This is a genomic window from Saccharothrix sp. S26 (genome assembly GCF_021390395.1).
Classification (GTDB): Bacteria; Actinomycetota; Actinomycetes; order Mycobacteriales; family Pseudonocardiaceae; genus Actinosynnema.
Genome location: NZ_JAJUWT010000007.1, coordinates 228,089 through 243,438 on the forward strand (window position 1 = coordinate 228,089; position 15,350 = coordinate 243,438).

At 73.5% G+C, this 15,350-nt stretch carries 12 protein-coding genes; 3 read left to right on the top strand and 9 right to left on the bottom strand.

Annotated elements, in window-relative coordinates:
- Positions 1 to 44: 44 nt before the first annotated feature.
- The gene (locus tag LZG04_RS13510; RefSeq protein ID WP_233816683.1) at positions 45 to 1,505 is read left to right on the top strand and encodes a PLP-dependent aminotransferase family protein; all 1,461 of its coding nucleotides are present in this window, start codon (positions 45 to 47) and stop codon (positions 1,503 to 1,505) included.
- 418 nt (positions 1,506 to 1,923) lie between these two features.
- Here the strand turns inward: LZG04_RS13510 and LZG04_RS13515 are convergent, their stop codons facing one another.
- From LZG04_RS13515 to LZG04_RS13545, 7 genes are all read right to left on the bottom strand, one after another.
- A complete protein-coding gene (locus LZG04_RS13515) occupies positions 1,924 to 2,907 on the bottom strand; it encodes a hypothetical protein (protein WP_233816686.1) in 984 nt (327 codons plus the stop codon).
- Between the two features lie 337 nt (positions 2,908 to 3,244).
- A complete protein-coding gene (locus LZG04_RS13520; protein WP_233816688.1) occupies positions 3,245 to 3,664 on the bottom strand; it encodes a hypothetical protein in 420 nt (139 codons plus the stop codon).
- Entirely contained in the window at positions 3,661 to 4,200 is a 540-nt protein-coding gene (locus tag LZG04_RS13525; protein ID WP_233816690.1) for an RNA polymerase sigma factor, read from the bottom strand. Before LZG04_RS13525 ends, LZG04_RS13520 begins: the two co-directional genes overlap by 4 nt.
- Positions 4,201 to 4,288: 88 nt before the next feature.
- Complete coding sequence (locus tag LZG04_RS13530) at positions 4,289 to 6,466, bottom strand: FtsX-like permease family protein (RefSeq protein WP_233816692.1); 2,178 nt, start codon at positions 6,464 to 6,466, stop codon at positions 4,289 to 4,291.
- Between the two features lie 180 nt (positions 6,467 to 6,646).
- Entirely contained in the window at positions 6,647 to 8,956 is a 2,310-nt protein-coding gene (locus tag LZG04_RS13535) for an FtsX-like permease family protein (protein WP_233816694.1), read from the bottom strand.
- Positions 8,953 to 9,663 (bottom strand): ABC transporter ATP-binding protein, encoded by a 711-nt coding sequence (locus tag LZG04_RS13540; protein WP_233816696.1) that lies wholly within the window; start codon positions 9,661 to 9,663, stop codon positions 8,953 to 8,955. Before LZG04_RS13540 ends, LZG04_RS13535 begins: the two co-directional genes overlap by 4 nt.
- Positions 9,660 to 10,184, bottom strand: coding sequence for a PadR family transcriptional regulator (locus LZG04_RS13545; protein WP_233816698.1), 525 nt, complete (start codon positions 10,182 to 10,184; stop codon positions 9,660 to 9,662). The genes LZG04_RS13540 and LZG04_RS13545 overlap by 4 nt, the downstream gene beginning before the upstream one ends.
- 152 nt (positions 10,185 to 10,336) lie before the next feature.
- On the opposite strand from LZG04_RS13545, the gene LZG04_RS13550 reads away from it, so the two are divergent.
- Positions 10,337 to 10,873 (top strand): CGNR zinc finger domain-containing protein, encoded by a 537-nt coding sequence (locus LZG04_RS13550; RefSeq protein WP_233816700.1) that lies wholly within the window; start codon positions 10,337 to 10,339, stop codon positions 10,871 to 10,873.
- A gap of 94 nt (positions 10,874 to 10,967) precedes the next feature.
- Here LZG04_RS13550 and LZG04_RS13555 read toward each other — a convergent pair whose 3' ends face one another.
- Positions 10,968 to 12,224 (bottom strand): DUF445 domain-containing protein, encoded by a 1,257-nt coding sequence (locus tag LZG04_RS13555; protein ID WP_374202816.1) that lies wholly within the window; start codon positions 12,222 to 12,224, stop codon positions 10,968 to 10,970.
- Between the two features lie 29 nt (positions 12,225 to 12,253).
- Here LZG04_RS13555 and LZG04_RS13560 point away from each other — a divergent pair, with 29 nt between their 5' ends.
- Positions 12,254 to 13,426: a pyridoxal phosphate-dependent aminotransferase gene (locus LZG04_RS13560; protein ID WP_233816702.1), complete on the top strand. Its 1,173-nt coding sequence runs from the start codon at positions 12,254 to 12,256 to the stop codon at positions 13,424 to 13,426.
- Here LZG04_RS13560 and LZG04_RS13565 read toward each other — a convergent pair.
- A complete protein-coding gene (locus LZG04_RS13565) occupies positions 13,406 to 15,343 on the bottom strand; it encodes an NACHT domain-containing NTPase (RefSeq protein ID WP_233816704.1) in 1,938 nt (645 codons plus the stop codon). The genes LZG04_RS13560 and LZG04_RS13565 overlap by 21 nt on opposite strands.
- Between the last annotated feature and the right edge of the window lie 7 nt (positions 15,344 to 15,350).

Genomic DNA, 15,350 nt, shown 5'->3' on the forward strand with positions numbered 1-15,350 from the left:
CGATTGGACTTGTACTCCAGATCCAATTGGCAATAATTGGCCTTATGACCTCCGAAATCCCGCCAGGTGGACGCATATCGGGCTTTCGGCTGGCCCGACTGCTCGGCGAGTGGCGTCGTCGTGGCGCACGTCACGGCTCGGCCGACCTCGCCGCGGCGATCCGGATGCTGGTGCTGGACGGCCGGCTGCCCGCGGGGACGCGGCTGCCCGCGGAGCGCGAGCTGGCCGAGGTGCTGCCGGTGAGCCGGACGATGATCACCGCCGCGCTGGACCAGCTGCGGTCGGAAGGGCTGGTGGCGAGCCGCCGTGGCGCGGGGTCGTGGATCAGCCTGCCGACGGGGACGCTGGGGGTCGAGCCGGACACCCCGCTCGTGGGGCACAGCATGGTCGACTTCGCGCGGGCCGCACCTCCGGCGCTGCCGGGCGTGCTGGCGGCGTTCGACCAGGTCAGGCGCTACCTGCCGGACCACCTGGCCGACCACGGGTACTTCGAGCACGGCGTGCCGGAGCTGCGCCGCCGCATCGCCGACCGGTACACCGCGCGCGGGCTGCCGACCTCACCGGACCAGATCGTGGTGACCAGCGGCGCGCAGCACGCGCTCGCGCTGACCCTGCGCCTGTTCACCGGACCGGGTGACCGGGTGCTGGTGGAGCAGCCGAGCTACCCGAACGCGCTGGACGCGATCAAGGCCGTCTCGGCGATCCCGGTGCCGGTCGCGATGACCGACACCGGCTGGGACCTGCCCGGCATCGCCGCCGCCCTCCGCCAGGCCGCACCGCGCATGGCCTACGTCGTGGTCGACTTCCACAACCCCACCGGGCACCGCCTGGACGCCGAGGGCCGCGCCGAACTGGCCGACACGGCCCGCCGCGCCCGCACCCCGCTGGTAGTGGACGAGACCGTCGTCGAGCTGGACCTGGACGGCGACCCGCTGACCGGCCCCCCGCCGCTGGCGAAGTTCGCCGACGACCTGGTCGTGACGCTGGGCTCGGCCAGCAAGTCCCACTGGGGCGGCCTGCGGGTCGGGTGGATCCGGGCGTCGGCCGAGGTGGTCCACCGCCTGATCTCCACCCGCACCGCCCTGGACCTGGGCTCCGCGGTGGTCGAGCAGTTGGTGTTGGCCGAGCTGCTGGCCGACCCCGAACCGGCGCTGCGGGAACGGCGGGCGCAGTTGGCGGCGCGGCGGGACGTGCTCATGGCGGGCCTGCGCGAGCACTGCCCGGCGTGGCGCTTCCGCCGGCCGGAGGGTGGGCTCAGCGTGTGGTGCGAGCTGGACGCCCCCGTGAGCACCCGCATCGCGGTCGTGGCGCAGAACCACGGGATCCGCTTGGCGCCGGGGTCGCGGTTCGGGGCGCACGGCGGGTTCGAGCGGTGGTTGCGGTTGCCGTTCGTGCAGTCGCCGGAGGTGTTGCGGGATGCCGTTCGTCGGCTCGGGCTGGTGGCGGCGTCGGTCACGGGGTCCGCGTTGGGGGCCGATGCCGACCTCACGATGCCGGTCGCTTGATCGGCGGTCCCGGGGCGGGTGGCGTGGGGTGGGCACGGGGGTGGTTGGCGGGGGGCCTCATGTTTTAACCGAGGGGCGGTAACGGTGTTTCCGTACATTTTCGGGTCATGATCACCCGATCGTGTTTCCCGGCCGTCGGGTCCGGCGCAGCCCCTCGGTGAGCCGGAGCCCGACGGCGGTTCGTGGACCTGCGGCGGGGACGCTCCAGGGATTGGCGTCCCCTGCCGCAGGTTCCCGTGCGGTCCCGAGGCTCGCGGGGGCAGCGCGGGCGACGGGACCTCACCCGTTCCTGCCAGGGCGCGGTTGGCAGGACGGGAGGCCTGGTGATTCGTGCGCGAACATGCGTGAGAAATGAGAAAAGACCAGGTCAGACGGTGTGTAGCCGCGCGTGCTCAGGACACACGGATCCCGTCGGACCTCAGTCGGGTGACGTGCTGGGCAGCCCGGGAACGCTGCCGGGGGAACGACCGTCGTCCCACCGCTCGGCCGACCACGCGACCAACGGCTTGAGGTCCGACTGGCCGGCGAGCGACGCGAGCACGCCGCCGCGGTGGCCGCCGCCGCTGTCCGCGCTGCCCGAGGACGCCGTCGGCGCGCTCGGCGCGGGGGCCTGCTTCGGCGCGGGCGCGGGGGCGCTCGGCTGCGGGGCCTCCCAGACCACCTCGGCGTCCGGGGTGACCTGGGTGGCGGCCTGCGACGGCGCGGCGATCGGCGTGAACTGCGCCGGCACGTCCAGCCGCGCCGGCGCGGTCACGGGGACCACGGGCTCCGGCACGGGCGTGCCGGCCTGGGCCGCCGCCTCACGGGCGGCGGCCTTCGCGGCCACCTTCGCCTCGTACAGCGGGGCGGGCATCGTGTTCGACACCGCGCCCGAGTGGCTGTAGCCGGTGGCGCTGCCGTACTCGCCGGAACCGTCGGCGTAGCCGTAAGCCGGGTCGGCGTAGCCGTACTCCGGGTCCGAGTAGCCGTACCCGGAGTAGCTCTGCGCCCCGGTGTCGGAGTAGGCGCCCGGGTCCGGGAAGCGGAAGGACTCCGGCTCGGGCACGACCGACAGCGGGGCCGGGGCGACGGCCACGGCGAGGTCACCCGCGAACAGCTCGACCGCGGCGGACGACCCGATCGGCTGAGCCGACCCGATCGGCTGAGCGGTGGGCGTGACGGACGCGAACGGCGCGAGCTTCGCCGGCAGGACGTGCTCGACCGCCTGGTCGACGGCCGCCGACTGCGGCCTGCCGAGCGCGAGGTTCACCACGTCGAGCGGCTTCGCTACCTCGTCCGAGTGGTCTTCACCCGCCGCCGCCACCCCCGCGCACACGAACCACGCCGCCGCCGCGAACCCGCTGACCGCCAGCGTCCGGAGCAGCAGCGATCCGCCGCGGCGCACCGCGTAGGGAGTTGCCACTGTGGATCACCACCGTTCCGGGGTAAGGCGAACGGGACGGACCGTTCGAGGTCGACGTTCTGCTATGTCTAGCACTGGGAACCGCATTTTCGAACGTTCTCCGGCGGAACCCACTCGGAAGGGCGGTGCCGTGCGGCTGTCCGTGTTGTCCCACCGGTCCCTGAACACAGTCTGTCGTGTCCACCTGAAGGGGTGACGGCACGAAATGTCCGGTGTGGACGGCCGGGTGGTGTCCGGTGTGGACGCCTGACCGGCGACTTCTACCCCAACGATGACGCTCACCCACATGGACGTCCCTCGATCAGGCGACTAGCAGCGCACAGTGACTCCCGTGCCGTCAGGCGACGACCCACGGCGTGGCGTGATCACGGCCCGCACGCCGCACCACGCACCGGACCGGTCCGAACGGCACCCGCTCGACGCCGAACCGCCCCACCGCGTCGACCACCGTCCTGGCCGAACCGCCCGGCCACCGCACCACGACCACCGCCGCGCCCCGGACCACCCCGTGCACCCGCAGTCCGCCGACCGCGCGGGAGAGCCGCAGGTCGAGCCCGCCGAACACCAGCTCCCGCGTGCCACCGGACACCTCGTCGACCACCGAGTCCGCCAGCACCGGCATCGGCGTCGCGTCGGAGCGCTCGCCCAGCGCGGCCCACGCCCGGACCGCCAGCGACGCCGGCGCGGGGTCGAGCGCGTCCACCGCGGCGGCCAGCGCGTCGAGCAGGTGGCGGTCGGTGCCCGTCGAGCCGATCACCGGACCACGCCCAGCCGCCGGCGCAGCAGCTCCAGGCACCGGCCGCGGGTCGCGCCCAGGCTGTTCACCGGGATCCCGACCGCCTCCGCCACCTGCGTGAACGACAGCTCCGGCGCGAACGCCGCCAACCGCAGGATCTCCCGGCACCGGTCGGTCAACGTCGCGTACGCGCGCCACAGCCCGTCGTCACGGCCCAGCGCCACCTCCTCGGGCGTCGGCCCCGAATCGGGGGCGCTCGCCGCCCACGGGTCCAGTGGCGCTTCCCGACCGCGCAGCCGCAGCACGGCCAGCGTCTCGCGCCGGGTGGTGGTGACCAGCCACGCGCCCAGCCGCTCCGGCCGCCGGATGCGGGACAGGTTCTCCGCCAGCGCCAGCCAGGTGGCCTGGCAGACGTCGGCCGCGTCCTCCGGGGCCAGCCGGTGCGAGCGGGGCACCGCCCAGACCAGGCGCACGTACCGGCGGACGATCTCGTGCCACGCGGCGGCGTCACCGCGACCGGCGCGCACCAGCAGCTCTGTGTTGTCGCACTCTCGCATGCCCAGTGAGAGCACCGGGTCTGACCTGGGGATACCGCTGCCGCACGATGGTGTGGTCGGGGGAACCGGTGATCGTTGCCGCGCGTCGCTACTCGGTTCGCAGCACGGCCGGGCGGATGGCCGAGCGCAGCGCGGGCAGCGTGCACAGCGACACCACGAGCACGACGACCGCCGCCGCGGCGACCGTGGTGGCGATCTCGGTCCAGTCGACGCGGAACCGGCCGGCGGGTGCGACGAGCCACGCGGTGCCGAGTCCGACCGGGATGGCCAGCGCGATGCCGAGCGCCGCGGGGATGGCCGACTGCCACAGCGCGGACACGGCGAGCACCCTCGGCGGCACGCCGTTCGCGGCCAGCACCGCCGTGGGGCGGCGGCGTTCGAAGACCTGGTCCACGGCCGCCGCCGCGAGGCCGATCACGGCCAGCAGGGTCAGCAGCACCGAGCCGCCGATGACGCCGCTGCGCAGGGACGTGAACAGCTCGACCTGCCCGGCCTCGACCTGGCGGCGCAGCGTGACGCCGCGGTCGGCGCGGCCGGTGGCGGCCAGCAGGCGGTCGCCGAACGAGGAGTCCGGGTCGCCCCGCACGACGAGCTCCGTCGGGGGCAGGGAGGCCAGCACGGGATCGGCTCCTCCGGCCACGACGAGCCCCCACAGGTCGCCGGTCGCCTCCCGGTAGCGCGGCACGACCCAGTCCTGCCCGTTGATCCGCAGCTTCGTGCCCGGCTCCGGCTTCGCCGTCGGGTCCACCAGGTAGGCCGCGCCGGTCACGCAGTCGTGGACGCCGAGGCGTTCGGCGATCTCGACGCAGTCGGTGCTGGTGACGACCACGCGGTCGGCCACGTGCACGCGCACCTCGCTGACCTGCCGCACGCCGCCGACCAGGGCGATCGCCTCCTCCAGCGGCCGCACCGGCGTGCGCGGCGGCAGGTTGAGCACCCAGCGGTCCGGCGCGTCCGACGGCGGCGCGGCGGTGAACTGGGCCGCCACGCCGAGCAGGACCTGCAACGTCAACGAGCCGGTCAGCACCACCACGACCCCGGACAGCACGCGGGGCGTGCCCGAGTCGAACCGCAGGGTGCGCAGGGCGAGCAGCGGCGCGATGCCGTCGGGTTCGACGCGGTGCGCGACCTGGCCGACCAGCCACGGCAGCACCGCGCCCGTGCCCGCCAGGACCAGCGCGATGCCCACGCCGAGCCCGATCGCCGGCCGCGCGTCGGACATCACCTCCCAGTAGCCGCCGACGGCCGAGGTGGCCAGGATCGCCGCCGCGCCCGCGCCGATCAGCGCGAACCGCCACCACGCGCGGTGCCGGGGCAGTTCGACGGCGCGGGACAGGCCGAGCGGGCCCACGTCCTCCGTGCGCAGGGCCAGCAGCGCGGACACGACCGCGACCACCGGCACGCCCACCGCGATCACCGCGCCCAGCAGCGGGTCGGGCAGCAGGTCGGTGGGGAAGAAGCCGACCCCCTCGACCTCGATGAACCGGGCGAGCGGCCGGGCGGCGAAGAACAGCGCCACGCCGACGAACAGCCCGAGCACGGCCCCGGTCAGCGTCTCGCCGCTGGCGATCCAGCGGAGCTGCGTGCGGGAGGCGCCGACCAGCCGGATCGCGGCCAGGCGCTGCCCGCGTCCGGTCGCGCCCAGGCGGGTGGCGACCAGGACGAAGATGCCGAGGGGCACGAGCAGGGCGCTGATCGCGGCGACCATCAGCAGCCGGTAGATCGGCAGCAGGGTGGCGGGCGGCTGGTCGCTGCCGAACCCGGCGGCGGGCTGGGCGCCGTCGTGGTGGGCGTCGGGCAGGCCCGCGTAGAAGATCAGGGACTTCGGCCTGGGCAGGCCCGCGTCGGCGATCACGCCGATGACGCTCTCCGGGAAGCGGGCGCGGACCGACTCGTCGGTGCGCATCAGGTCGAGCAGCTCGGGTGAGACGACCAGCTCGCCCGGTCCCGGGATGCGGCCGACGCCGGGCGGCGCGGGCGCGTCGGGCGCGGTGGCGGCCAGCTCCACGCCGGTGATCAGGCGGCCCTGCCACGACACGCTCACGTGCCGGGCCTTGAGCTTCGGGTTCGCCGTCGCCGGGTCGAGGGACGCGGCCTGGACGCGGTGCGACTTGGCCTCCCGCGCGGGGCCGATCGAGGCGGCCAGCAGCAGGACGGTGACGCCGAGGCCGACGCCGGCGGCGGTGAGCGCCAACCTGGCCCACGACGTCCGGCTGCCCCCGACCGCCAGCCGGATGCCGAGGACCAGGTCGGCCGCCCACCTCATCGGACCACGCCCCGGGCGCTGCGGCCACCCGTGCGGGCGACGTGGTCGGGGCGGTGCGGAAATGGGGTCACATCTCTTCAGACGTCTCGGGGAGCCGTCGCGTGGCTTCGGTGGGCCGAGTTCGGGTGACGTCGCCGCCCCGGGCTTGGGGGCGTCAGGGGCGGCGACGTCCGCCTCGACCTACTCCGAGCGCAGGCCGAGGGCTCCGGTGGCCCGTCGCAGGGACGGCAGCGACAGCAGGGTCACGACCACGACCATCATCGCGGCGGCGGCGCTGAGCACGCCGATGCCCGGCCAGTCGAGCACGATCGGCTGGGAGATGATCCGCAGCAGCAGCACGGCCAGGCCACCACCCACGCCGACGGCCACGACCAGCGCCAGCAGCAGCGGCACGGCGTTCTGCCAGAGCAGGGACCGGCCCAGCGCGCCACGTGGCACACCGCTGGCGGCCAGCACGGCCAGCGGACGCCTGCGTTCGCGGACCTGCTCCAGCGCGAGCACGAGCAGGCTCGCCCCGGCCAGCATGAGCGTGAGCAGCGAGCCGGCCAGCAGCGCCTGCCGGATGCTCTGGAACTCCTTGACCCGGTCCGACACGTCGACCTCGCCGAAGTACGACGTGTAGGCCCGCCACGTCATCGGGGCCAGGGCGTTGCGGACGTGCTCGGCGATGTCCGGCTGGTCCGGGTCGACCCCCACGAGCACCCGGGTGAAGCCCACCTCGGCGGGCAGGTCCGCCACCAGCGACGGCGTGACGATCAGCCCGGAGACCTTCATCGGGTCGTCCTCCGGCCCGACGACCTCGGTGAACGCGGGCACCGTCCACGGCAGGCTCGGTTCCTGCTCCTGGTCGCTCGCGAACACCTTGACCGGCCGTCCCGGGTCGACCTTCGGGTGCCCGGCCCGCGGCCCCGACGACGAGGCGACGTGGAACGAGTCGCCCTCCGCGCAGCTCGGCAGCGTCGCCACCGTCCGCAGCACCTCGCACGTGCCGACCGTCGCCGAGAAGTAGTCCTCGCCCGACTTGAACGCCACGGTCCGCAGCGGGTGCACCCGCTCGACGCCGACCGACCTGCGCAACAGGCCCAGGGTCTGCTCGGTCAGCTCCGGCGTCGTCTGCTGGAGGCTGACCGTGAGGCGGCCCCGGTCCACCTCGGGGGCCGGCTGGTCCATGACCTGGCTCTCCGCGCTGGCCATCACCGATTGCAGGGCGATCCCACCCGCCAGGACCACGGCAACGCCACCGACCACGCGGGCGGCCGTGCCGCTCTCCATCTGGAGCCTGCGGATCGCGAGCTGCCACGACGGCGCGCCGCCGCGCAGCCGGCCCACGGTGCGCTCGACCACCCACGGCAGCAGCACCGGGATGCCCAGCAGCAGCAGGATGATCCCGGAGATGACGATCTCGGCGGACCCGCTGCTCACCGTGCCGCCGAACGCGCCCGCCTGCGTCAGCAGCGCCGCCGCGCCGAGCGCGATCGGCACCAGCCGCCACCACAGCACCCGGCGCACCGGCTTCGTCCGCCGCACCACGCCCAGCGGCTCGATCACCGTGCGGCGCATCGCGACGACCGCGGTCACCACGGCCATGACCGGCACCAGCACGGCGATCAGCACCGCGAGCGGCGCGGTCGGGGTCAGGTCGCTGACGAACACGCTGACGCCCAGCAGTTGGATCTCGGCCACGAACCGCCGGGTGGCGAAGAACACCATCGCGCCGACGGCCAGGCCGACCACCGCGCCCAGCAGCGCCTCGCCCGCCGCGATCCGCCGCACCCGCTGCGCGCCCGCGCCGACCAGCCGCAACGCCGCCAGCCTGCGGTCGCGTTCGGCGCCCGCCAACCGGGTCGTGATGCCGACGAACACCAGCACCGGGAACAGCAGCGCGACCACGCCGACCATGATCAGCACGGACAGGATCGGGTCGAGCTCGCGGTCGTGCCGCTGGCCGCCGAAGGCCCTGATCGGGTCGCCCGCGTCCTCGGTCAGGCTCGCGTCACCGGCGTAGAACACCAGGTCCTGCGGCGCGTTCAGGCCGTCCTGGCCGATCGTGCCGATCACCCGCTGCGGGAACCGTTCCCGCAGCAGCTCGCCCTCCGGCGAGGCCATCAGCTCCGCCAGCGCGGGCGACACGAAGATCTCGCCGTCGTCGGGCACCTTCGACGTGCCCGGTCGCACCGGCGCGTCCGGCCCGGTCGCCTTCACGAACCGGCCCGTGATCGAGCGGCCGTGGTAGGTGGTGTTCCAGAACGTCGAGTACAGCACGTCGCCGGAGGCCGCCTCGCCACCAGCGGGCTCACCGCCCGCGGGCTCGACCGCGGCCTGCCGCTCGGCGCGTTCGGCCAGCACCGTCGGCACCGAGGAGGCGGCCAGCAGCACGGCCACCCCGATGCCGATGCCCGCGCCGGTGAGCGCGAGCCGCACCCAGGACGCGCGCCCGCCGCCCAGCGCGAGCCGCACGCCGAGCACGAGGTCGGTGAACCACCGCGTCACGTGACCGGCTCCATCTCGCGGGACCGGCCGTCGCGCACCACGACCTCGCGGTCGGAGTAGGCCGCCACCCGCGCCTCGTGCGTCACCAGCACCACCGCCGCGTTGGTCTCCTTCGCCGCGGTGACCAGCAGTTGCATCACGCGTTCGCCGTTGAGCGAGTCGAGCGCGCCCGTCGGTTCGTCGGCGAACACCACGCGCGGTCCCGTGACCAGGGCCCGGGCCACGGCCACCCGCTGGCCCTGGCCGCCGGAGGTCTCGCCGGGGCGCTTGTCGGCGACGTCGGCGACCTCCAGCCGCTCCAGCCACTCGCGGGCCCGCGACTCGGCCTCCTTGCGCTTGACCGAACCCAGCCGCAGCGGCAGCGCCACGTTCTCCAGGCAGCTCAGCTCCGGCACGAGCTGGCCGAACTGGAACACGAACCCGAAGTCCGTGCGCCGCAGCTCGCTGCGCGCGCCGTCGCCCATCGCGCTGAGCTCCACGTCGCGGTAGCGGACCGTGCCGCGGTCGGGGGTGAGGATGCCGGCCAGGCAGTGCAGCAGGGTGGACTTGCCGGAGCCCGACGGGCCCATCACGGCCACCACCTCGCCCGCGCGCACGCGCAGGCCGGCGCCGTCCAACGCGGGCGTCGGGCCGAACGACTTGTGCAGGTCGACGGCTTCCAACAGGGCCCTGGCCCCGTCCGCGCCGGTGGTCGGGTCGCCGCTCATCGCGTCACCGCCGTCTTGAGCTGGCCGAGGCGCGCGGCGGTGAGCTCCAGCCAGCGCAGGTCGGCTTCGAGGTGGAACAGGGCGTGGTCGCAGATCAGCTGGTCGGCGAGGTCGCCCGCCGCCTTGCGCTTGGTCAGCTCGCGCATCGTCTTGAGGTGGGCGGCGCGCTGGACGTCGAGCACCTCGTCGGCGCTGCGACCGGACAGCAGGGCGAGCACGACCTTCGCGTACAGCGTGTTCTGCAGGTAGGGCTCCGGCTTCTCCGGCGTGCCCAGCCAGTGCTCGACGTCCGTGACGCCGGCGTCGGTGATGGCGTACCGCTTGCGCTCCGGTCCGTCGCCCGCCTCGACGCCCGCCTCCTCGACGAGGCCGTTGCGCAGCAGGCGCGAGAGCGTGGTGTAGACCTGCCCGTAGTGCAACGGGCGGTCGTGGCCGAAGCGCTCGTCGTAGGCCTTCTTGAGGTCGTAACCGTGTCGGGGGCCCTTTTCGAGCAAGCCCAGCAGGGTGTGTCCGATCGACATGAGAGGGACTATACACACGGTGTATACACCGGGTTCATAGCCCGATCGGCGCAGCGGGACCACTGGTCCGAACGGGCACTCGGGCTAACCGATCACGGTGGTATGACGGTTACTTCGCCACATCGGGGGTCGGCGACGCCTACAGTGGAGGGGTGACTGGTCTGGCGGCCGGCTGGGACCACGCGGCTTTCACGCAGGGTCGAGCCGGCGATGCGGAACACGATGTGGAGCTGCTGCTCGCTTTCCTGAACACCCGAGACCTCGAGCTCGGCACGGACGTCCTGGACAGCGCCGCCGCCTGGCGCGCGTGGGTCGCCGAACGCGGCCTGGGCCGGGCGGGTGATCCCGACGAGGTCCGCGCCGCCCGCACCTGCCTGCGGGCCTCGCTGGGTGAACGGCACGACGGACCCGATCCCACCCCCGTCGCGGGCTTCATCCGCGTCGACCTCAGCCACGGCGTGCCGACGATGTCCGCCACCGACGCCCTCGGCGCGGTGCTCGGCGCGGCGGCGCGGCTGGTCGTGCTCGGGTCGTGGGAGCGGTTCAAGATCTGCCAGGCGGACGACTGCCGGTGGGCGTTCTTCGACCGCTCGCGCAACCGTTCGCGCACCTGGTGCTCGATGCAGACGTGCGGCAACCGCGAGAAGGCGCGCAACTGGCGGGAACGCCGCGCGCTGAGCATGACCTGAACGCTCGACACGCGCGTTCCGAACGTAGGACTCGCGCGAGAGTCCTACGTTCGGCACGCGTGTGTCCTACGTTCGCGACCGGTGAGTTCAACGCTCAGGTCACCAGTTGGCCGACGGTGTAGATCACCAGGCCGGCGAGCGCGCCCACGACCGTGCCGTTGATGCGGATGAACTGCAGGTCGCGGCCGACCTGCAGCTCGATCTTGCGCGAGGTCTCCTCGGCGTCCCAGCGCTCGACGGTGTCGGTGATCAACGTGGTGATCTCGTCGCGGTAGTTGGTCACCACGTACCCCGCCGCGCTCTCGAGCCACCCGTCGACCTTCGCGCGCAGCGACTCGTCGTCCACCATCCGCCGGCCGAACGCGACCAGCCCCTCGCGCACGCGCTTGCGCAGCTCCGACGACGGGTCCTCGGCCGCGTCGAGCAGCATCTTCTTCGCCGTGCCCCACGCCGACCCGATCAGCCGCTGCACGTCCGGGTGCGTCACGAGCTGCTGCTTGACCTGGTCGGCGCGCTGCATGGTCGCCGGGTCGGTGCGCAGGTCGGACGCGAACTCGATCAGGAACTGGTCCACCGCCAACCGCATCGGGTGGTTGACGTCGGTCTTCACCGCCCACGCGAAGTTCAGCAGCTCGGTGTAGACCTTGTCGCCCAGCAGCGAGTCGACGAACTTCGGCGACCACGACGGGGCCCGGTCCGACACCACGCCCATGACCTTCTCGTAGTTGTCCCGCACCCAGTCGTACGCCCGGTCGCACACCAGGTCCACGAGCTTGTGGTGCGCGCCGTCGGTGAGCACCTGACCCAGCAGCTTGCCCAGCGGCGGGCCCCACGGCTGGTCGACCAACCGCCGCACCAGCGCCTGCTCCACCACGGCCTGCACGTCGTCGTCACGCAGCACGGTCACCGCGCCCTTCACGACGTTCGCCAGCTCCGACGTCACCCGTTCGGCGTGCTCCGGCTGGGCGACCCACTCGCCGAGCCGCCGCCCGATGCCCGCTCGGCGCAGCTTGTCCCGCACCACCGCCTCGGACAGGAAGTTCGTCCCGACGAACGACCCCAGCGCGTCGCCGAAGCTGTCCTTGCGGGTCGGGATGATCGCCGTGTGCGGGATCGGCAGGCCCAGCGGCCTGCGGAACAGCGCGGTCACGGCGAACCAGTCGGCCAGCGCGCCGACCATGCCCGCCTCGGCCGCCGCGCGGACGTACCCGACCCACGCCGGGCCGCCGTCCTCGAAGAGCAGGGCCACCAGGAAGATCGCGGTGGCGGCCAGGAAGAAGCCGGTCGCCACGAGCTTCATCCGGCGCAGGCCCTGGCGCTTGAGCTGGTCAGCGGGGGTCAGTTGCTCCACGCCGCCATTGTCCGTGAAGATTCGACGTTGTGCGGGCACCAGCGCTAGTCACCAGGATGAGGCCGTTCACCTCGACGATCTTCGCCGAGATGACGGCGTTGGCCACGCGCACCGGGGCGGTGAACCTCGGGCAGGGCTTCCCGGACACCGACGGACCGGCCGGGATGCTCGACGTGGCCAAGGCCTCCATCGACGCGGGGCTGAACCAGTACCCGCCGGGGCCGGGCATGCCCGAGCTGCGCCAGGCGATCTCCGAGCACCGGGCCCGCTACGGCACGCACTACGACCCCGACACCGAGATCCTCGTGACGGTCGGCGCCACGGAAGCCATCGCGGCGACGTTGCTGGCGCTGGTGGAGCCCGGTGACGAGGTCGTGCTCATCGAGCCCTACTACGACTCCTACGCGGCGTCCGTGGCGATGGCCGGGGCGACCCGCCGCACGGTCGGCCTGGTCGAGGAGCCGGGCACGGGGCGGCTCGGGCTGGACGTCGACGCGCTGCGTGCCGCCATCGGCCCGCGCACCAGGGCGCTGCTGGTCAACTCACCGCACAACCCGACCGGCACGGTGCTCAACCGCGACGAGCTGGCCGCCGTGGCCGCGCTGTGCGTCGAGCACGACCTCGTGGCGATCACCGACGAGGTGTACGAGCACCTGGTGTTCGACGGCCTGGAGCACGTGCCGCTGGCCACGTTCCCCGGCATGGCCGAGCGGACCGTCACGATCTCCGGTGCGGGCAAGTCGTTCAACTGCACGGGCTGGAAGATCGGCTGGGCGTGCGGCCCGGCGGAGCTGGTGGGCGCGGTGCGCGCGGCCAAGCAGTTCCTGACCTTCGTGGGCGGCGCGCCGTTCCAACCGGCCGTGGCGCACGCGTTGCGGCACGAGCTGGGCTGGGTGGAGGACCTGCGCACGTCGTTGCAGGACAAGCGGTCGAGGCTGTCCGACGGCCTGGCCGACGCCGGGTTCGCGGTGCGGCCCAGCGAGGGCACCTACTTCATCACCGCGGACGTGCGGCCGCTGGGCTTCACCGACGGCGCGCAGCTGTGCCGCGAGCTGCCGGAGCGGATCGGCGTGGCGGCGGTGCCGGTGCAGGTGTTCACCGACCACCCCGACCAGTGGCGGCACCTGGTGCGGTTCGCGTTCTGCAAGCGCGACGAGGTGCTGGACGAGGCGATCTCGCGGCTACGCAAGCTCAGCGTCTGACCTCACCGCGGACGGGCGGTCGCCCGCCAGCCGGTCCTGCACCAGCGCGTGCCGGAACTGGTAGGCGGCGCCCGCCTGCCGCAGCACGCCGAGCTTGCGCGCGTCCTCCAGGAACACCATCAGCTCCCACGGCAGCTTGCCGCGCATCGCCAACCAGATCCGCGCCACGGTGAACCACCACCAGCGCAGGTGCAGCACGGACAACGTGAAGCCGAGCATCAGCCCGCACGCCAGGCCCAGCCCGACCATGCCGGACTGCGTGGGCCCGAACACCAGCCCGGCCGCCGCGCCGAACACCACGGCCAGCACCAGCGATCCCGTCCACACCGCGATCCGGTCCCGCGCCATCGTCCACTTGGGACTGGACGGGTGGCTCAGCTCCGCGCTGCTGCCCAAACCGAACCGCAGCGCCACCGCCACCGCGATGCCCAGGCCGACCACCAGGCCCGCCGACAGCCCGTACAGCGCACCGAACACCAGGCCGGCCGCCGTGCCCAGCACGCCGCTGACCACGACCAGGCTGCGCCACACGCCCAGCTTGGGTTTCGGCACGCGGTGCCCGGACGCGTACAGCGCCGCCACCGCCACCGCGACCCCGGCGGCCAGGCCGGTGATCGGCGCGAGCTTCGGCGTGCTCGCGTACGCCATCAACCACGCCACGCCGAACCCGCCGATCAGGCCGAGCGCGATCGCGCCGAGCAGCGCCAGCCACGTGGCGCCGACCGAGCGGCGCAGCTCCCACCAGCCCAGCTCGCGCACGCCACGCCGACGCATCTCGCCGGCCAGGAACGCGAGCCAGCGGGCCGCCTTCTCCCGTGGCCAGACCTGGCTGGCACGGGCCTGGTGCGCCACGCCCCGATCGCCGAACGCGCCGTTGACCAGCAGGTCCGCCAGGTGGTTCTCGATGGCGACGCGGTCGGGGAACCGGGCGCGGTCCAGCAGTTCGCTCGGCTCGCCGTAGCCGTAGACGACGCCCGCCAACCACACCGCGAGCGGCGTGGACAGCGCCTCGGCCAGCCGGCCGTCCGGCTCGTCGCGCAGGTGCAGGAAGACCGGCTCCCAGCGGGCCGCGGTGACCGGGTCCGACACCGACCGCAGGTAGCCCGCGACCTCCTCCAGGTCCAGCGGCTGCAACTCGACGACCTGCGCGTTCGGTACCGCGGCGGCAGTCTCGGCGAACTCGTCCGTGCGGCAGGTGAGCACGAGCGGGTGCGAACCGGGGAACGCGCGGTTGATGCGATCGAGCGCGTCGGCCCGCTGTTGCGGCGGGATCTGGTCCAGGCCGTCGAGCACCGGGAAGATCCGGCGTTGCTCGACCAGCAGGTCGCCCGCGTAGCTGCCGTACAGCTCGGTGTTGCGCAGCGCCGGGTGGTCCTCGTACAGCCGCCGGGTCATCCAGGTGCGGACGTCCTCCGCCTCCGGGTCCCACGTCGACAGCGGCAGCAGGAACGGCACCGGGCCGTCCACGAGGCGGTCGAGCAGGCCGATGGTGAGCAGCATCACCGTCGTGCTCTTGCCCGCGCCGGGCTCGCCGAGGAAGACCATGCGCGGGTTGCGGTGGAACGCGCGGACCACCGCGTCGCTGTGGCCCGGTTCGCCCCGCACGGCGCTCCAGTGCAGGTCGAGGAGGTGGTCTTGCAGGCCGCGGGCGCGGCACTCCTCGTTCCACTGGGCGTGCAGGGCGCGGGACAGGGCGCTCGCGGCGGCGTCGAGGTTCTCGTCGGTGGCCAGGCCCGCGGCGCGCCTGCGGTGCAGCCACGGGTCCAGCGCGGCGAGCAGGGCCAGGAAGCCGAGGGCGAGGCCGATCAGCCACAGGTCTGGGTCGATGCCGTAGTCGGTGACGAACAGGCCGGCCGCGGCGAGCACGGCGGCCAGCACGCACCCGGTGAGCACGGCCCGCTGGCGGAATCTGGACACCACCGCA